This is a genomic window from Geobacter argillaceus, from assembly GCF_007830735.1.
Lineage (GTDB): Bacteria > Desulfobacterota > Desulfuromonadia > Geobacterales > DSM-12255 > Geomobilibacter > Geomobilibacter argillaceus.
Genome location: NZ_VLLN01000044.1, coordinates 1 through 17,805, shown reverse-complemented (window position 1 = coordinate 17,805; position 17,805 = coordinate 1). Strand labels below are relative to the sequence as shown.

The 17,805-nt window shown below is 56.2% G+C and carries 15 protein-coding genes and 1 pseudogene; 5 read left to right on the top strand and 11 right to left on the bottom strand.

The annotated features are described in order from the left end of the window. From JN12_RS19705 to JN12_RS19700, 3 genes and pseudogenes are all read right to left on the bottom strand, one after another. Window positions 1–203: pseudogene (locus JN12_RS19705) on the bottom strand (IS701 family transposase); the annotation flags it as partial. Window positions 204–304: 101 nt separating this feature from the next. Beyond that, window positions 305–460: a hypothetical protein gene (locus tag JN12_RS20600; protein WP_170242092.1), complete on the bottom strand. Its 156-nt coding sequence runs from the start codon at window positions 458–460 to the stop codon at window positions 305–307. A 1,996-nt stretch (window positions 461–2,456) separates the two neighbouring features. Then, window positions 2,457–3,527, bottom strand: coding sequence for an MFS transporter (locus JN12_RS19700; protein ID WP_145026038.1), 1,071 nt, complete (start codon window positions 3,525–3,527; stop codon window positions 2,457–2,459). A gap of 1,053 nt (window positions 3,528–4,580) precedes the next feature. On the opposite strand from JN12_RS19700, the gene JN12_RS19695 reads away from it, so the two are divergent. Continuing rightward, window positions 4,581–7,802, top strand: coding sequence for a YhdP family protein (locus tag JN12_RS19695; protein ID WP_145026035.1), 3,222 nt, complete (start codon window positions 4,581–4,583; stop codon window positions 7,800–7,802). Window positions 7,803–7,901: 99 nt separating this feature from the next. After that, a complete protein-coding gene (locus JN12_RS19690) occupies window positions 7,902–8,315 on the top strand; it encodes a hypothetical protein (RefSeq protein WP_145026032.1) in 414 nt (137 codons plus the stop codon). Between the two features lies 1 nt (window position 8,316). Here the strand turns inward: JN12_RS19690 and JN12_RS19685 are convergent, their stop codons facing one another. The 4 genes from JN12_RS19685 to cdaA form a co-directional block, all read right to left on the bottom strand. Then, complete coding sequence (locus tag JN12_RS19685; RefSeq protein WP_246125935.1) at window positions 8,317–10,038, bottom strand: B12-binding domain-containing radical SAM protein; 1,722 nt, start codon at window positions 10,036–10,038, stop codon at window positions 8,317–8,319. Then, window positions 10,013–10,420: a (deoxy)nucleoside triphosphate pyrophosphohydrolase gene (locus JN12_RS21050; RefSeq protein ID WP_281287753.1), complete on the bottom strand. Its 408-nt coding sequence runs from the start codon at window positions 10,418–10,420 to the stop codon at window positions 10,013–10,015. The genes JN12_RS19685 and JN12_RS21050 overlap by 26 nt, the downstream gene beginning before the upstream one ends. A gap of 69 nt (window positions 10,421–10,489) precedes the next feature. Further along, window positions 10,490–11,536, bottom strand: coding sequence for a C40 family peptidase (locus JN12_RS19675; protein ID WP_145026029.1), 1,047 nt, complete (start codon window positions 11,534–11,536; stop codon window positions 10,490–10,492). Window positions 11,537–11,630: 94 nt separating this feature from the next. Continuing rightward, complete coding sequence (cdaA, locus tag JN12_RS19670; RefSeq protein ID WP_246125934.1) at window positions 11,631–13,163, bottom strand: diadenylate cyclase CdaA; 1,533 nt, start codon at window positions 13,161–13,163, stop codon at window positions 11,631–11,633. A gap of 117 nt (window positions 13,164–13,280) precedes the next feature. Between cdaA and ubiE the strand changes: the two genes are divergently transcribed. Next, window positions 13,281–13,991, top strand: a complete 711-nt coding sequence (gene ubiE, locus JN12_RS19665) for a bifunctional demethylmenaquinone methyltransferase/2-methoxy-6-polyprenyl-1,4-benzoquinol methylase UbiE (protein ID WP_145026026.1) — start codon at window positions 13,281–13,283, stop codon at window positions 13,989–13,991. Between the two features lie 51 nt (window positions 13,992–14,042). On the opposite strand, the gene JN12_RS19660 is transcribed toward ubiE, so the two are convergent. The 4 genes from JN12_RS19660 to JN12_RS21170 form a co-directional block, all read right to left on the bottom strand. Continuing rightward, window positions 14,043–14,999, bottom strand: a complete 957-nt coding sequence (locus JN12_RS19660; RefSeq protein WP_145026023.1) for a hypothetical protein — start codon at window positions 14,997–14,999, stop codon at window positions 14,043–14,045. Window positions 15,000–15,020: 21 nt separating this feature from the next. Continuing rightward, window positions 15,021–15,536: a hypothetical protein gene (locus JN12_RS19655; RefSeq protein ID WP_145026021.1), complete on the bottom strand. Its 516-nt coding sequence runs from the start codon at window positions 15,534–15,536 to the stop codon at window positions 15,021–15,023. Window positions 15,537–15,576: 40 nt separating this feature from the next. After that, window positions 15,577–16,239, bottom strand: coding sequence for a transposase (locus JN12_RS19650; RefSeq protein WP_145026018.1), 663 nt, complete (start codon window positions 16,237–16,239; stop codon window positions 15,577–15,579). Window positions 16,240–16,307: 68 nt separating this feature from the next. After that, window positions 16,308–16,604, bottom strand: coding sequence for a zinc-ribbon domain-containing protein (locus JN12_RS21170; protein WP_145026015.1), 297 nt, complete (start codon window positions 16,602–16,604; stop codon window positions 16,308–16,310). A 377-nt stretch (window positions 16,605–16,981) separates the two neighbouring features. Between JN12_RS21170 and tnpA the strand changes: the two genes are divergently transcribed. Together tnpA and JN12_RS19635 are read left to right on the top strand one after the other, a co-directional pair. After that, window positions 16,982–17,419 carry an IS200/IS605 family transposase gene (tnpA, locus tag JN12_RS19640; RefSeq protein ID WP_145026012.1) on the top strand — a complete coding sequence of 146 codons (438 nt, stop codon included), beginning with the start codon at window positions 16,982–16,984 and terminating at the stop codon, window positions 17,417–17,419. Between the two features lie 48 nt (window positions 17,420–17,467). Then, window positions 17,468–17,710: a hypothetical protein gene (locus JN12_RS19635; protein WP_145026009.1), complete on the top strand. Its 243-nt coding sequence runs from the start codon at window positions 17,468–17,470 to the stop codon at window positions 17,708–17,710. The last annotated feature ends 95 nt before the right edge of the window (window positions 17,711–17,805 follow it).

The following is a 17,805-nucleotide window of genomic DNA, read 5'->3' as shown; positions in this document are numbered from 1 at the left end:
TGGAGCCACTTGTAATAGCTGTTCCAGTGCCTGACGGTATCGACCGCCAGGACGGCATCGGTCACAAAACCCGTCTGGGTAAGCATTGCCCCAAAAAGCAACTCCAGGAAGGTTGGAACCGAACGTTTTGGGAGAGCCCCCGCCAGGAATGTGATAGCATCGAACAGGGCTCTGGGGATATGGCAGTATCCCTTGTAGTCCATAGCGGCCTCCAGAGAGAGAATTTCCCTCTAGAGGCCGCGCCTTACTCGCTCTCAAACATCAAGTCGCGAGGAAGGCGCGGCCCACGATTTGGGCCGTCTGGTCAAGCTTTTTTCGGGGCAGTTGCAACTTTTTTCAAAGAACGCGAAAGTCTAAAGTCCAGTTCATTTATCAAACCCTCTAAAAATCCTTCGTGAACTCCTAAAGCTTTTTCTAGCGCTTTAACTGAACCTTCAATCGAATCAGTATTCTCCTCCATAAATTCTCCATGAAAGGTTGTTCAACGGCTTGAGGCTGACCACCGACCGAAGGGAGAGTGGTCGTGCCGAGTGTTGGGCGTTCATACTTATGGAGCAACTACACAACCTGCTCGAATTTCGAGACGCGGTAGATAAAGTAATCTGCCAAATACGGAACTATTATCAGGAAGAAAAAACTCAGCCATGAGAGGGCGAAGGCGATGACGACATAACTCCAGAGAGCGACGACAAGGATGTTGAAAATCGCGAACGATAGGATCAATAAATATGGATTGCGGGGGCGGGATTCGGAGCCGCAGGTGGAGCACTTCAGCGGAATCAGCCCGCTGTACAAGCATGCTGGCTTGAATATTCCAAAACCTATTCCTTTGAAATAGTCCAGCGTGCGAAACCGCCTGCCACACTTCGCGCAACTAAATGATGTGTGGACCACCCTAATCCACCCTTGGATTTACATGCTTGCTTAAGGCTTGTCGGACCATATCACAAAACGTCTCGTCTGATATTTCCCGACTCGTGTAAGCTTTTGCTGCTTCGACTAACGACCTGAGGGACAACAAGCCGCCAACTTCCTGTTCGAGGGAGATCCTCAGTTTTTGATCATGGCCAGGCAAGAAATTACCCGTTGCCGTATCGCCACAGCCACATTTGCAAGTCTTCATATTCCCTCTTTCTATTCCGCACAACGGCTGGGGAGAACAGCGGCGGTTTTAGGCCGCTGCTTCTTCCTGGTTGGACCCTCGTTCATTATTTTTGTCTCATATCAAGGGTTGACCCCTTCGGTGTCCTCGTTACTTCAGCTGAATTCGACGTTGTGGAGAGACATATGACAGAAGATTCATCTTCACTGGACTTGGCATAAGCTTTAATAATTGTGGCAGACGCGCTATTTCCTTTTGACCAGTACTTTTATTATAATTTACTAGTTTATCTGATGCAATCTCGTGACATTTTCCCTCCGAATCAACTAAAACTACAACCAGCTTATAATCAACGATAAGTTGCTTAAATGGGCCTGAACCTGAAAATTGATATACTGGTGTTGTCTGTTCTTGTCCAAACGAAAGCTGCTTTGAAACAACTTCATTTGGGTTAAGAGAAAATGGGGCCTCCTTACCTTCAATAACACTCCATTGAGTGTCGTCATTCTTAGATGTTTAGTCGTTTGCATATTGCCTTGTCAACAGATATGACTTAACTATTGCGCATTGTCGATTTCCGCTGTTAGTAAAAATAATATCAGTAGCAAGCTCAGAACCATTGTAATTTGGCTTTAATGCGATAATTGTAGCGTTTAAAACGTATGAAACTCTCCAAAATTGATAGTAGAAGGTAGTAATAGTTAACAATAGGGTGCCAGTTGCAATAATATTTGCCAATCCAACCCTATAAAATATTGCACTAATTTTTTTCAAAATGTCCATTTAAGATTTCCCTTTTATTTAGAAAAACGTATCTCATCGCTCTGACTCATTATGTCTTTTCTCCTGTCCAACTTGTTAATCACCAGTTTCCCTATACAAGAAATATATTTCCTTTACAGGTAATTAATTTCTCATATAAGAAACCATCCGGGTTACCTATACAAGTAATTTACCGCATCCTGCCGTTCTTCAGGAATTCCGCCGGAATCCTCGTTTCCGAAATTGAACCCCTCCCGGCCCAAAGAAACAGCCACCACCAACCGTGCACAAGACATCGCTAACGAATGCTCATCTTTGTAAAACATTCCCGTACATCAGACAATATTTTTCTACGACCCTAACCCACTTAACCCATGAAGATATCTAGTTTTTTTGCCAGCAAAGCCTTTAACATGGCGAAATTGAAGAAATTTATTTCTCATCTACGACACCATATATTTCATCACATCACGGGGGGGATAACGAATCTAACTGGGGTGAACAGGGGGGAGCAAGGGACAAACGGGGTTGGCAGGCAGTGGAAAAGAGGGCGCAAAGCACCCCTGACGGGACTTAACGCGGTACGACCACCTCAGTTCTCCCCCCCCCTGCCGTACAGCAGATAGAGCGGCACCAGGCAGCCGAGGTTCAGCACGCCGAGCGCGAGGTAGACGGCGGAATAGCCGAACGCCTGGATCCCCCCACCCAGCAGATATGCCCCCAGACCGACCCCCCCATCGAGAAAGGTGAAGAAGGTAGCGGTTACCGCGCTGCTCCGATACACTGGTGACAGCTGGATCGCCAGTGTCTGGGTGCTTGGCACTGCCATGCCGTAGCCGATGCCGACCAGGGCGGCCGAGATCAGCATGCTGACGGTTGTGTGCATTCCACCCAGCAGCAGGAGGCCCGCCGCCAGCGTGACGACAGACGCGCCGATCGCGACGCCCGGACCGAGCCGGTCGTACATCCAGCCGGTCAGGAGCCGGGAGACGACCGAGGCGCTCGCCATGACCACGAAGAAGCTTTTTGCCACGAATAGCAGCCCAAGTTCCGTGGCAAAGACCGCCACGAAGGTAAGCACCCCGCCGTACACAGCCGCGATGATGAGGGCGATGAGCGATATCGGAATGGCCTTGACCTCGAACAGGTCATTGAACGTGAACCGCAGCCGGACCGTTACCCCCTCCTCCACCGGGACGGCGGCAACGATCAGGAGCCCCAGCAGGGTTACGAGGGTGGCAAAGATGAACACCGACCGGTAGCCGAAGGAATGGGCAAGGCTCAGCCCGATGTAGGGGCCGATGGCGCCGCCGCCCAGCACCATGGTCGTCATGCAGGCGAGCCCCTCCCCCTTTCGGGATATCGGGAGCTGACGGGCGCCGAGTGCCATGATCGAGGTGTTTGCCAGGGCGAACCCGATACCGCTCAGAAACCTGATCAGCATGACGCTTGTGGTGGAGGCGGCCGGGAGGTAGAGCAGATTGGCCAGGGCAAACAGGAGAGAGGTCGAAAGCAGCACCCTGCGAACCCCGAACCGCGCCTCCAGACGGGATGTGTGCACGCGAAACAGCACTGACGCCGCCAGGAAGACCCCGTTGATCGCCCCGGCGGCCTGCATCGAGCTGTGCATCTCCTTCAGCATGTAGGCCGGCAGAACCGGCATGTAGCACACACATCTCTGGGTGTCCACATCTCTGGGTGTCAGACCTACACTCTTGACAAAGTCAGATGTGTAGGTCTGACAGCAGCCTTTTAATGGGTGACTGGTGCAGCAAAGGCTGACATCGAAAAAGATCGAAATAACGGCAATGGTATCGATATCGGTGGCCAAGAAAAGCAAGGCTTGGAAAATCTATTTCCATGCATAGGGAACGTTTTTGCCGTTGACAGCAGCCTTTTAATGGGTGACACCTAGTTACTCTCTGACACCTAGTTACTCTCCTCTTGACACCTAGTTACTCTCGCTTCACCGCAGCGCTTGCGCCAGGCGGAATCCTCGTCTTCAGTCCTGCCCTGTCCACCACGCCCCCCGCCCTCGTAAACGTAACAATAGCGACCGATAAGCCGATTTATAAAAAAGGCGACACCGTGGGCATCTCGTTAAATATCCGGAATACGGAGGCGGCGGCATACCCTGCGGCGCTGCACGTGCGAGTATCTCTCCCTCCGACGAGAAGAGTGGGGCAGCGGCGCTATGAAAGGGAGATGTTTTGTTTCCCGGCCCATGCACTGCACGAAATACGGCCATTGCAATCTCGGCCAACTGATCATTTGCCATGCTGACAGCAAAGCCATACTCGGCGGCAAGCCGTAGGTAATTGCTGATAGTCTTTCGATCCATGCCGGTAGCTTTGGCTGTCCGCCGTAAAAGTCAGAACTGTGAAGGGGCAAATCGGCTGGACTGATCAGACAAGAAACTTCGATCATATGGACGGCTGCGAATAGGCTTTCGACCGACAAGTCGCGGGCCATGGTCATCACCAGTGCCTCAAATAGCAACGTTGAGCCGGAGCCGTTGACTATTTCTGCCGCCGTTGCCGGTTATTGAGGTCCTGTGGTCCTGGCAGCTCCCGGAGGGCCACACAATCCACCGACTTCTCCTCCCGACTACATACAATCTGCCTGTTCGCCCTCCTGTAATCCTTGCGCCCCCGTGCTGCCGGGGGTATACTCCCCTGCAGTACGGGGTATACTCCAACCGTCATGCGACCGCCTTATGACCATCACCAGAAAACACCTCACCATACTCTTCGCAATCCTCACTCTGCTTGCCGGTCTCTGCGGCGGGGCATGGCTCCTGGTCGCCAGACTCGGCAACCTGGACACCTACCGCGACCAGATCATCGCTACCCTTGGGCGGGAGCTGAAGCGCCCGGTCAGCTACGATGCCGGCAGCTTTACCATGGGGTTTCGTCCCTCCTTCACCTTCAGGAAGGTGCTGGTAAAGGAGCCGGATGGCCAGTCGATCTTCCTCGCCACGGAAACTCTCACCTTCAAGCTCGACCTCCTCCCCCTCCTGGCCCGCCGGATCGCCATTCATGAGCTCGCACTCAAGGCACCGATCATTACGGTCATCCGCAAGCCAGACGGAACGTTCAATATCAGCGATCTGCTGGAAGGGGGAGGGAAGGAACTGCCCCTCTCCCTCCACGACCTGTGGCTCGACCAGGGAACCCTCTCCTTCGTGGACCGGGCAGTGACGCCGACCGGGTTGACCACCACGCTCCGGGGCGCAGAACTCTACATCAGCCGCCTTGCCAGGGGAAAACGGTGCAGTTTCAAGATAGCCGGCCAACTGGGCGAAGGACGGGACCTCCAGAGCATCGCCCTGGGCGGTAAAGGGCACATCGCCCCGGCCGCAAAGCCACTGACCGACACCACACTTGAGGTAAAGGTTGTCGGCAAGAATCTGGATGTCGCCCGCTACTGGCCCTATTACCAGCGCTATGTCCCCTTCCGACAGATCCTGGGCCGACTTGAGACCGACGCCACCTTCAGTGGCTCGCTTAAGGAGTTCGATGCCAAGGGGAGCTTCCGGATGGCGGGGCTTCGCTTCGACTACCAGCCAATCTTCCACGCACTCCTCACCCCGCGAGACCTTCGCTGCAAGTACGAACTGCGAGTCAACTCCAGGGAGGTCGATGTCAAGGCACTCGATCTGAAAATGGACGGTCTGGGAGTGAAGGGGAGTTGCCGGATCAGCGACATCCACACCAGCGACCCCCGCATCACCGCCAAGGCAACCACCTCCACCTTCCGGCTGGAAGAGTTCCACCAGTACATCCCGTACGGCATCATTGCCGACCATGTTGCCAACTGGATCGAGGAGCATATCAAGGGGGGGGTGTACCGACTTGACGACGGTCGACTCGACGGCCGGGTAAGCCAGATCCTTCACATGGAGCGGGGAGAGAACTACAACGTCCTGTACATCAAGGGGCGGGTGGAGCAGGGGCTTGTCTCCTATGGTACCCGGATGCCGGACTTCAACAGCATCAAGGGCGAATTGGAGATGCGGGGCAAGGATTTCAACCTGAACGGCATGGCGGGCCGCTTCGGCGCCTCCCCGTTCACCCTGACCGGCAAGATCACCGACTACCCTCTTGACAAACCTTCCGGCTACCCGTTCAGTATGGTCATGAATCCCGGCCAGGATGAACTGGCCTGGCTTCTGGGGACGGATTTCGACAAAAAGGTGACACTCGACGGCAGTTCCACCCTCCGCCTGAACGGTGCCGGCTACACCAGCAGTTACGCACTGGCCGGCGACTGGGACCTCACACCGGCCACTTACCGCTATTCAGACCAGTTGCGCAAGCCGGCCAGCCTGAACAATCGGATCGAGTTCAAGGGGCGGATCGACAAGGTGTCGGCAACGCTCGATTCCCTTACCTACACCCTGCCCCATGCCAGTATTGCGCTCTCGGCCGCCTACCGGCACGCCACGGACAAGCAGTTGACCGTGGGGCTCAAGACCAACGCCCTGGAGATGGGTGAGATGGCTCCCCTCCTCCCCCAGCTAGCCGGCTACAAGCCACGGGGAAGGGTCCAGGCCAGCCTCCAGGCAAAAGGGAGCAAAGGTCCCGGTGACCTGCTCTGGCGGGGGACCGTATCCCTCCAGCACGGCTCGCTCCAGCCATCTTCGTTCCCGTCGCCGGTGAGCGACCTGAACGGGGTCATTACCTTTACCGGCCCGGCGCTGCACACCTCACAGCTTTCGGCCCGGATCGGCAGTTCCATCGTCAGCGGCAAAGGCTCACTGGAGGGGTGGAAGGACCCGAAGATCAGCGCCACCTTTTCGTCCCCTCTCCTGAACCTGTCCGACCTGGGGCTGAAGGGTGCGGACGGGCCAGTCCGGGCGAGTCGGGTCGGAGGCACCTTCACCCTTGCCAACAACAATCTTGAGATCAAAAATCTCTCCTGTCAGGTGAACAAGTCACAGCTCAACATCAAGGGAACGATAACCAATCCGGACAACCCGGCTATCGACCTCGCCATCAATGCCCCGTACCTGGAGCCAGGGGACCTGATTCTCCTGGCCGGACTCGAACGTCAGGGAGGGGCCACCAACGGTTCGGCACCGCAACTGAAAGCAACGGTAACCGCCAGCCGGGGAATGTTCGACAACATCCCGTTTGAAAAACTCAGTGCCGTTGTCCAGCATGAAAACCGGGTGACCTACCTGCAACCGGTCTCTTTTGCCGCCTTTGGCGGCAAGGCAACGGCCAAGGCCCGAATCGACCGGAGCAATCCCGCAGCTCCGCGCTATCAGGTGGGATACAACCTGGAGGGAGCGGCCGCCGACCAGGTGACCCGGGCACTGGGGGTCAAGAAGCAGGAGATCACTGGCTCTCTCTCCTCCAGCGGGGACCTGACGGCCCGGGGGAAAAACGGTGCAGAGTTGAAAAGAAATAGTCTTGGGTCCATCAGGGTCATCTGCCATGACGGGACCCTTCGCCGTTTTGAAGTCTTGTCCAAGATCTTCTCGATCCTGAACGTTTCCCAGCTTCTCAAATTCCAGCTGCCCGACATGGTCTCCGGCGGGATGCCCTACGACGAAATCAAGGGGACCATCGCCGTCAAGGACGGCATCCTCTCAACCACCGACCTCTTTCTGAAAAGCAACGCCATGAACATCTCTACCGTCGGCAGTATGGACCTTGCCAAAGAGGAGTTGAACCTCACCATCGGAGTCCAGCCACTGCAGACCATTGACAAGATGGTGAACCGGATACCGATCGTCGGCTGGATACTGACCGGCAAGGATCGCGCCTTTATAACCACCTACTTCGAGGCCAAGGGGAAGATGGAAAATCCGCAGGTATCGGCCATTCCGGTCAAGGCTATGGCCAAGGGCGTCTTCAATATTTTCAAGCGGGTATTCCAACTTCCGGCCAAGATTTTCACCGATTCGGGCGAAGTTCTCCTCGGGCAATAGCCCGATTTCTCGCAAATTTTTGCACTAGTTTTTTTATTGTAAATTCATTCCAATCTATGTTACGTTTCCTGCTGCAAAAAAACTCACAGGAGGATGATCGTGAAGAAGACTATCGTCGTACTGCTCTCCATCGTCGCACTCGCGGCTGCCGGGTGTCAGAAGAAGGAAGAAGCTAAGAATGTCGCGGCACCGCAGGCAGGCGGCGCACCGCAAATGCCGGCCGGCGCTGCCCCCGGTGGTGATCCCCATGCAGGCCTGAAACCCCAGGAGATCCCTGCCGGCGCAGGCCACAAGGGTAAAGTTGTGCAGACCATGGATTCCGGTGGGTACACCTACCTGGAAGTGGAAGAAAATGGCCAGAAGCTGTGGGTAGCCGTTATGCAAACCCCGGTCAAGGTTGGCGATGTTGTTGAGTTCCCGGATTCGCCGCCGATGGTCAACTTCCAGAGCAAGACTCTCAAGAAGACCTTTGACAAGATTATCTTTGCTGCCGGCATACGGATCGCGAAGTAATTCAACTCTTGGTGGTAGTTCCAGGCGAAGCCGCTCGCGGCTTCGCCTTTTTTTTATCCAGTTGCTTCAGCCCCTTAAGCGCCGTCGGCTCACGGGAATCGATGGCCAGTGCCCGGGCAAACCAGTCGCGGGCCAGTTCCTTTCTCCCGGCAAGTTTCGCCAGCTCTCCCCGTGCTGCATGGGCTGGAGCGTGACGGGGCACCAGACCCAGGACGCGGTCGAAAGCCTGCTCCGCCTCGGCGAAACGCCCGGTTGAGCCCAGCAGTTCCCCCAGCAGCAGCCATCCCCACGGATTGTCCGCCTGATGGCGAATCAGTTCCCGATACTCGGCCTCGGCTCTTCCAGCCTCACCGATCCCTTCAAAACAAGCACCAGCCAGCACATTGGTCACTGACGACAATCCGTACCGTTTCTTGTGTGCCTGAAAATCGCGGGGACGGTAAGCATGCCGTTCGCCAGCGGCAGTTATGGCATCCAGGAGCGTGGTCTTGGCCCGCAGCACAAAGGGATCGTTTCTGACCAGACACGCCTCGCCCCGGGAATCGGCAAACAAGGTCTCCGGGACCTCGTCCCGCGCTACGGCCTGCTCAAACAGCAAGGTCCCTGGGTAATAGGCCAGCGGCGACACATGGCCGTCATGCGGCCGGAGCCGTTCGATCAGCCGGCAGGTCTCGCGCAGTTCCGCCTCTCCTTCGCCCGGAATGCCGGTAATGAGATAGATGGAGAGCTGCAGACCGACACGGCGGATCGCATCCCCCACCTGTACCATCTGTTCAGGAATAAGCCCTTTACCCAGTGTCCTGAGCAGTGAAGGAGCTCCGGACTCCACCCCCACCTGCACACACTCACAGCCGGCCAGCTTGAGTCGGACCAGCAGTTCCTCGTCCAGGAAGTTCGCCCGCGACTGACAGTTCCAGAGGATATGCACCCCCTCCTCCACGAGGAGACGGCAGAACTCCAGCACTCGCCCGCGGTCGGCAGTGAAGGTGTCGTCGCGAAGAGAAAAGTAGATCAGACCGAAACGATCCCGAATGAAGCGGATCTCGTCTACAATGGCCCGCGGCGAGCGAAAACGGAGCCGGTTCCCCCAAAAGCGGGGAGAGTTGCAGAAACTGCATGCTGCCGGACAGCCGCGGGACGTTACGATAAAGCCGAGTTGGCGCAACGGGTCAACGCCGATGGCGTCACTGCACTGCTCAGCCATCCGGGGAAGGGAATCCAGGTTGGGGATCGGCGGGCGAGGCGGCGTGGTAACGATCTCATCACCGTCGCGGAATGCAATGCCCTGTACCTGGCGCAGCCCATCCCGACCTTTGTTCGCCAGCACTGCTGCCAGCTCCCGAATAGTGGCCTCCCCCTCGCCGATGACGACCAGATCCACCGGCGAACCCGGCATGAGGAGATCTGCCACGGCATGGCTCGCATGGGGGCCACCGAAAACTACTATACAGGAAGGATTGATGGATTTGGCCAGAACAGCCAGGCGCACCATTTCATGGCGATTATGGGTGAATTGGGACAGTCCGAGCAGTTCGGGATTCTCCCGGCGCAGACAGGACGTCACCTTGTCCCAGGAGAATCCGGACAGGTTGGCAAGGTGCGTATCGTGTCCCTGCTCGGTCAGGACGCCGCGGAGCGACAGCAGCCCAACCGGCAGAAGTGATGCAAAGGGGTCCCGGCTGCCGGCCGGATGTGCTCTATAGGCCAGCAGTATCCGCATCATCGAACTCCCGTGCCAGCCGTTGTACCAGGGGAACGTCCGCCGGCAGGAGGCGGTAGGTTGCCAGTGCCGAGGGCTCCACCCATCGGTGCGCCGCCACCTGGAGATCCTGGATGTCACCGTCGAGCCATGCACAGCGGTACACGAGCACCAGTACCGTCCGCTCCGGATAGCGGTGAAACAGCACGTCATAGATGCCATCGGCCCGCACGGTTATGCCCAGTTCCTCCATGAGTTCCCGCTCCACGCAGCGCATCGGGTCCTCGTCCGCTTCCACCTTGCCACCGGGAAATTCCCAGTAGCCCGGATACGGGGCGTCATCACGCCGCTTCGTCAAGAGAACCATATTGTTATGGAGCAACAGGGCAGCAGTTACCAGGAGCACAGCGCACCTCCGCAAAAAAAAATCCGGCCTCTGTGGGGGCCGGATTTCAGTCGTTCATTCAGAAGGAATTCAGTTGCTGATCAGAGAAACGTCAGAACTGTCGTTATCAAGAGCGTTTTGCTCTATCTCCTCATCCACACCTTTCACCAGTTCATCCAGGTTGAAAGTGTCGGGCGCTATCTTGGCTATCCGCTTGGCCCCAATATACCGCGCCCGGTAGTAGGGGGTATTGACCGCCGAGATCACCACCCGTCGGTCACGGGATGAGGCGTGTATCATCCGATTGTTACCGAGATAGATGCCGACATGGGAAGGGAACGAAGCGTAGGTACGGAAAAAGACAAGATCTCCTTTTTTAAGATCGCCGGGAGAAACCATCTGACCTTCCTCGAACTGCTCGCGGGCAGTGCGGGGAAGCTTGACATCCATTTCCAGGAAAACCTTCTGGACAAAGGCGGAACAGTCGAGGCCACTGCGTCCGGTTCCACCGAACCGGTAACGGGTACCGAGGAAACCGTAGGCTGCGCTCTTCAGAAGCTTCGCATTGTCGGTTTTGAGTTCTATGTTACTGGAAAGATCCACGGCCTTGTTCTGATCCAGATCCTTCTCCATCAGATCCGTCAGACTTTTCTCGTACTCTTTGTCATTGAGCAGGTCAGCATAGCGAAGCGAGGGCTTGTGGGCAACCTTGACAGCAGGCTCCGCATCATGACCCGTTTCCCTCAGGACCAGGATGGTGCCTGGCTTCAACCGGCCCTTGCCCAAGCCGTTAAGACGCTTCAGCTCCGCAACGGAGACGCCGGTCCGCTTGGCTATCCTGGCCAGGGTGTCGGCGCGTCGCACTTTAAAGGTTGCAGGCCGTTCCGTTTCGTTATCAGCGACGTCAGCCTTGGCTGATTCGCTCCGGGGGGGAATGACGAGAACCGTTCCGGATTTGACACGGGGATTAACGATGTTGTTGGCTGCCTTCAGGTCGGCAACCGAAACGTGGTATTTCTTGGCAATAATGACAAAGCTTTCGTTCTTTTTGACTTTGTGGGTTTTGGCGGCAAAGACAAGAGAAGGAAAGCTAAGGAGCACAACACAGAAGCCTAACAAAAGCCTGGAAATGGTCATCGGTCCTCCTTTCTTGTTTTATAATTAAAATACAGACTGAAATTTTATATAACAATCGGCACAAAACGTCAACTCTTAAGAAAAAAAATAATGCTCAGCGGCGTTCGACCATTACCCGTAAGTAGATCGGGGCGTCGTTAAGAATCCGTACCTGAGGAGCAGGCGCAACGAGCTTCACCTCGATGACCCTGTTTTCCCGCACTCTCCTCAGATCAACCTCCTCGGTTTCCACGGCATCCAGCCTGGAAACCAAGTGTTCCGGTCCAACCACGGTGACCCGCTCGGGTTCCAGCCAGATCCGCATGCCACGCAATACGGGTGGAATTTTTTTCAGGCGGATCGGCAGTTCACGTCTGATCTTGCGCTGCGCCACCACCTTCACCTTGGCGGGAGAGATACTAGCAACAACCGTACCTAACGGCAGTTGCAAATTGTCGCTCGTAACGGGGAGTTCGTTGTTACCCTCGCGAATCCTTGCCAGGTCGAGATCGGCGACAATATCCAGATTCTTGGGCGACGGTGTCAGGCTGGTAAAGACCTTCAGCTGCACCTCCACCTCTTCCGGGGAACTGCTGCGCAGTGCCAGCGAATCAGGCAGGTTGTGATATTTTATCGGCACCGTTACCGTAACGATCCCCCCCTGACGTCCCGTAATGATGAGCCAACTCACTACAACCAAGAGAAGTGTTGCCAGTTTTGCTCCGAGATTGCTGGTGAGGCGGCGCCGGATGGTCTTGACCGGTTCTTCGCTCACGGTCGGACCGAAAAGGTGGGTGAGGCGTTCGGTCAACTCCTCGGGCTTGGCAACCTCCGTCAACTCGCCCCCCACGACCAGAGAGACTGTGCCTCGCTCCTCGGAAACCACGACTACAACCGCATCGGAACGCTCCGTAATGCCGATTGCAGCCCTGTGCCGAGTACCGAGATACTGGGGAAGGTCACCATTAGTGGAGAGCGGCAGGTGGCACGAAGCAACCGCGATGCGGCCGTCGCGGACAACAACGGCACCGTCGTGGAGCGGAGTGCCATCCTCAAAGAGAGAGATAAGCAGCTGGCTGCTCACCAGACTGTCAAGGGGAATGCCATGGAGCAGGAAGTCGTCGAGCTGCTCCCGTCGCTGAAAGACAATGAGCGCACCGGTTCTGGCCGCCGCGAGGGAGAAGACCGCTGACGACACCTCCAACAGGTCGAGGCGCCCCCCCCCCTCCTGCTTGCCGAAAACGGCGCGCAACGGGCTGAAGCGATAAAGGGCCTGACGGATCTCGTTCTGAAAGACCACGATGATCAGAACGAAGAGAACCGTCCCCAGTTCCTGAAGTATCCAGCTGGTCATGAGCAGCCCGATATTCTTGGTAACGACATAGAGGATACCGAGAAAACCGAGCCCCATCACCACCTGAAGCGCCCGCGTGTTGCGGAACCAGCTGTAGAGCTGGTAGACCAGAATGGTCATTATGAGGATGTCGATAATGTCCTGTGGACGGAGGTAGGGAACCACGCTGAAACTCCTCCGAAACCGGCCGGCCCATGGAAAGGCCTGATCAGAGCCGGCGGTCGGCGATATCTCCGCGTCGATGCGGAGAACCATCATTTTTGCGGAACTGGCGAACTGAACATCTGCTGGCACCGCAGTTTTCACTGGCACCCTGGTAGCGGTTGTGATAAAAACGACCGGTACCCGCAACGTTGAACCTGCTGAAAATCAAGGTTTATAGCACTCCTGACATAAAAAGGATAGTCCTGAATGTACGAGCTTTCGCCAAAAGGTGAGCGGATCAGGGAGATGTTCGACAACATCGCCCCCCGCTACGATTTCCTGAACCGCCTCCTGTCGCTGGGGATCGATCAACATTGGCGCCGCTTTGCGGTGCGTCAGATCCGCTGGAGCGAAGGCGGCAAGGTGCTGGACGTAGCGACCGGCACCGGCGACGTGGCACTGGCACTGGCCGCAGCCACACCGGCATCGGTTTCAATTATCGGGGTCGACTTTTCTGCGGAAATGGTCGAGCTGGGGCGGGAGAAGGTGCGCAAAACCACCTATGCCGACCGGATCAGGCTGGAAGTGGCACCGTGCGAGGCGATCCCTTTTCCGGACGCCACCTTTGACTCGGCAACCATAGCGTTTGGCATCCGGAATGTGGTTGACCGCCTCATCGGAATTCGGGAAATGGGGCGGACCCTGAAAAAGGGGGGGAAACTCGTTGTTCTTGAATTCTCCAATCCCCGCTCGCGTCTTTTCAAGGCCCTCTACTACTTCTACTTCCTCAAAGTCCTGCCGATCATCGGTGGGTTCTTTTCAAAATTCAGCGCCTATCAATACCTTCCCGAGTCGGTCCTGGAGTTCCCGGACCAGGAGACGTTCGAAGGTCTTATGATCCAGGCCGGATTCACCAACGTTGTCCACTTCGATCTGACCTTCGGTATTGCGACGGTGTATGTCGGGGAGAAGCAGTAGGCCGGACGTTCCATCCCCCCTGCAGCGAAGGGGGTGCCAGCACGAGTTCCGTCACAACCGCTCCCCGGCCCGTCTGTACGCATCGTTACCGCCTGAAGTCGATCCGCCTGGAGCAGACAAGGCCCTGCTGACGACAAGATACGCGAAATGCATGAAATAAGCGGGCAGCGCGACCATTACTATCCGGGTGGCGCCGCTTCCCAGGAATGGTCTGATGGAGTTCAGCGGTTGTGTGAGAAAAATCATGCCTGCGAACCCGGCTACTGCACCGGACATGATTGCCGGAACCAGCAGCGGGGACGCACCGGCATTACGAAAGTAGAGAAAGACGAACAGACCGGTAACGGAACCGAACAGTACCGGCAACAAGGGTAAGCTCCCGAGAACCCCGGCAAGAGCCGTTGCACAAACCGTCCAGCTGATAGCCCCCCCAACAAAACCGACAATCGCCGCCCGTGCGATGGCGGCACGCCCTCCCCCCGCCTGCCAAGCCATGGCTGCGAGCATGGCCATCATGGCGCCCCCCCACCCCAGGACCATGTTGGGAGCAAACGACAGATAGACGCTTCGCTGTGTCGAACCGGCCAGATACAGCTGTCTGAAAAATGCCTGCATGGCCGCTCTGAGCACCGGATCTGCCCCGACCGTCCTTTCCCACAGCAGTTGAGCAAGAACGCCCGCTGCCAGGGTGATACCCGGTATGCCCAGGATCGTGAGCCCCCCCTTGGCGCTGATGGACAGCGGTCGCCGTCGCGGCTCGATCTGGCGAAGGCCGTTGATGGACATGACGATCCATAATACCGCCGCCAGGGCGCTCCCCAGCTCAAAGATCTGAAAATCCGCCGCGCCGGCATGCCCTGCCACGATCAGCACCAGGGACCAGCCCACACCCCAAACGAGATACACGGCCGGTATGAAGAACAGGATTGCCCGCCGGTAGCTTCCCGCCATCGCATGGGCAACTCCGGGGACAAGCTCGACAAACAGCTGCCTGCGAAACGGTGTCATGACGGCCACCCTCGTGCGCAGTCAGTCGCGGAGCGCAGTGCCGGTAGCCCCGCTGAAGAGCCTTCGTCCCTTCCGCCCAACCTGGTCCGCATCCAGAGCCGAGACAATGTAGAGAAACAGCAGCCCCGCGATGTTCTGGGCCATGAGATTGACGTCACCGGGGGTGAACTCTGCCGAACGGTCCACCATCTTGATGATCGGTGTGGTCAGCATGAGTATCCCGGCGCTGAACAGTGCGCTGTTCACGGTCCCCCGCACCAGTTCGCGGTTGCAGAACTGCCCGAGCCCCGGATAGATAAACGAGAGGACAAGCGGTTTCCAGTTGTTCCTGTCTGCCTGTGCGCTGCAGGTGCAGCCGTCTGCCCCGGCAGGACGAAAGCAGGTGTCGCACAGAACGCTGCAGCTAATCGGGCCGATTGATTCCCCGTGACCACGTCTGTCGTCCAGATACTGCCGTACCTTGTCAAGAAGCAGCCGGTCCGTGCCGGAAAACTGCAGTGTCGTCTCTCCCCCCCCATCCTTCAGTCGCAGATTCAACCTGACAATTCGGGGGAAGACAATTCGGGGGACACCATACTCAACTCTGTTTCGCCTTCGGTCCTGGTTTCGCAGGCTTTAAAGCCCGGTCGAGGGCCGATTCCAGACGCTCGATGAAGCTTTCTGCGCCCAAGGGCCTCCCAGTCCGCTCATGCCTCCGGAGCTCACTCAGCTCTTCTTCCGTTGTCACTCCAGCAAGAAAGAGTTTCCAGTCACCTGCCAGTTCCAGGAGCGGTCCAACTTTGACCAGCTCGTCATCAATTCCTGCGAGATGCGCTCTGGCGCTGCTCCATTGCCAGGAGGCAGCATCGGATACAAGTCTGGCGGCAACAGGATTCATCTCCACGTATCGTGCTGCTTCGAGAAGATACGTCTCATCCATGGGAAACGATGCAAACCGGCCTTGCCAAAGATGACCTTTCCACTTTTCACGAAAATTGATCATGCGACTGTAGCGCCGGTGGGCTTCACCGATCCCGCGGCGCAGTGCGTCGTCGCTTTCCGGTACTGCGATCAGGTGAACATGGTTTGGCATGAGGCAGTAAGCCCAGACTTCAACGCCGCATTTCCGGCACCATTCGGCCATCAGGGAGATGTATGCCTGGTAGTCTTCGTCACTGAAGAAGGTTGTCATCCTCCGGTTACCCCGTTGTGTCACGTGGTGCGGAATGCCTGCTGCTATTACACGAGCGATTCTTGCCATGTGTGGAGGCTAATGGAAATGCATTTACAAGTCAAGCGGCAATTAAGTATGGTGTCCCCAGAATTATCCTAGTTATTGTAGTAGATTTTGCCTGTTAGAACCAGATAACAGGTAATGAGTGTCAAGGGAACCACTCCTTTACTACCAACACCAACAATGATAAAAGCTGAGTTTACGCTTGATCTGCGATACCAGGGGACTTCAGAATACGAACGGTAATTCTGCACCTTATGTCCAAGTTGAGAATCAACCTTCGGTTGTGCTGAGGGTAGGGCAGTTATATCTACTGGCGCGCCGCAACTTGGGCAAGATGTTGCCCGGTCAGAAATTTGCTTGCCGCATTCTTCGCAGTTAATAAGTGCCATGCCGAAATACCTCCGTTTGTTTTTTCGGTTATTGGTATAATCGGGTAGGAGGCGGGGTCTCCCCCGCCGACCTCCCACACCACCGTACGAACGGTTCCGTATACGGCGGTTCATGAAACGCGCTGAAGTCGATGGTACTGATCAAGCAATGATATCAGGCCCAGACTGTCGAAGTAGGTTTGCGGGAGAACCCGGTGTATGACATTCGTGCCGGCATCTGCCCAAATAAGATATTTAGTGCGAAGTAGAAACCCACGCCCTATGGGCGTGGTAATGTGGACTGGCTATGCCGGTCCTGAATAGGTATGGCTGAAAGCCGCTCACTGCTATCCTTGTAAACGAGTTGTTGCCGCAACTTCGAGAACAGGGAGGTCACAGTGAGCAGCCGGTTTCGAAAGTTATCACATACGATATGGCACTGTCAGTACCACATCGTATGGGTGCCAAAGTATCGGTACCGCATATTGCAAGGGGCGGTGAAAGAGGCCGCCGAAAACGGGATAATGGCAATTTGTGGTTATGCTGGATGCGAGGTAGTGGAGCTGAATGTCCAGCCAGACCACGTGCATTTGGTGGTGATGATCCCACCAAAGCTGTCAATATCCGATCTGTTAGGTCGGGTGAAAGGGCAAACGTCGATGAAGCTCTTTCAGCAGTTTCGGCACCTGAAGCGGAAGCCTTACTGGGGCAACCGCTTTTGGGCCAAGGGCTACTGCGTTGACAGTGTTGGTCTGGATGCGGACATGATACGCAAGTATGTCCGCTACCAAGAGAAAAAAGAAAAGCAGATGGAGCAGCTACAGTTAAGCGATTAATCTGACAAAGCGGCACAGCTTGGAGGCCAGCCCCCTTGGGGGCAGGCCTTGCCCTCCTACTGTCACCCGGCACGGGAAAGCCGAGTCCTGCTTACCAGGCTGGAAGGGTTGCCGCAGGAGGTTAGACAAATCTCCTGGAAAGCGCAGGTCAGGCTCTGCGGGCGGTTCAAGGCGCTCCTGGCACGAGGGAAGAACAAGAAAGCCGTCATCACGGCCACCGCTCGCGAACTTGCCGCCTTCATGTGGGCCATTGCATGCGCACTACTACCGGAACCTGCAGCACAGAAATAGATCAAGAACTACAGCCCAAGGAGGCTAACAACTCAAACCCACAAAAATCCCAGGCCAGAGGCAGAGACGCGATCACGTTCAGGAGAACCCTCGAC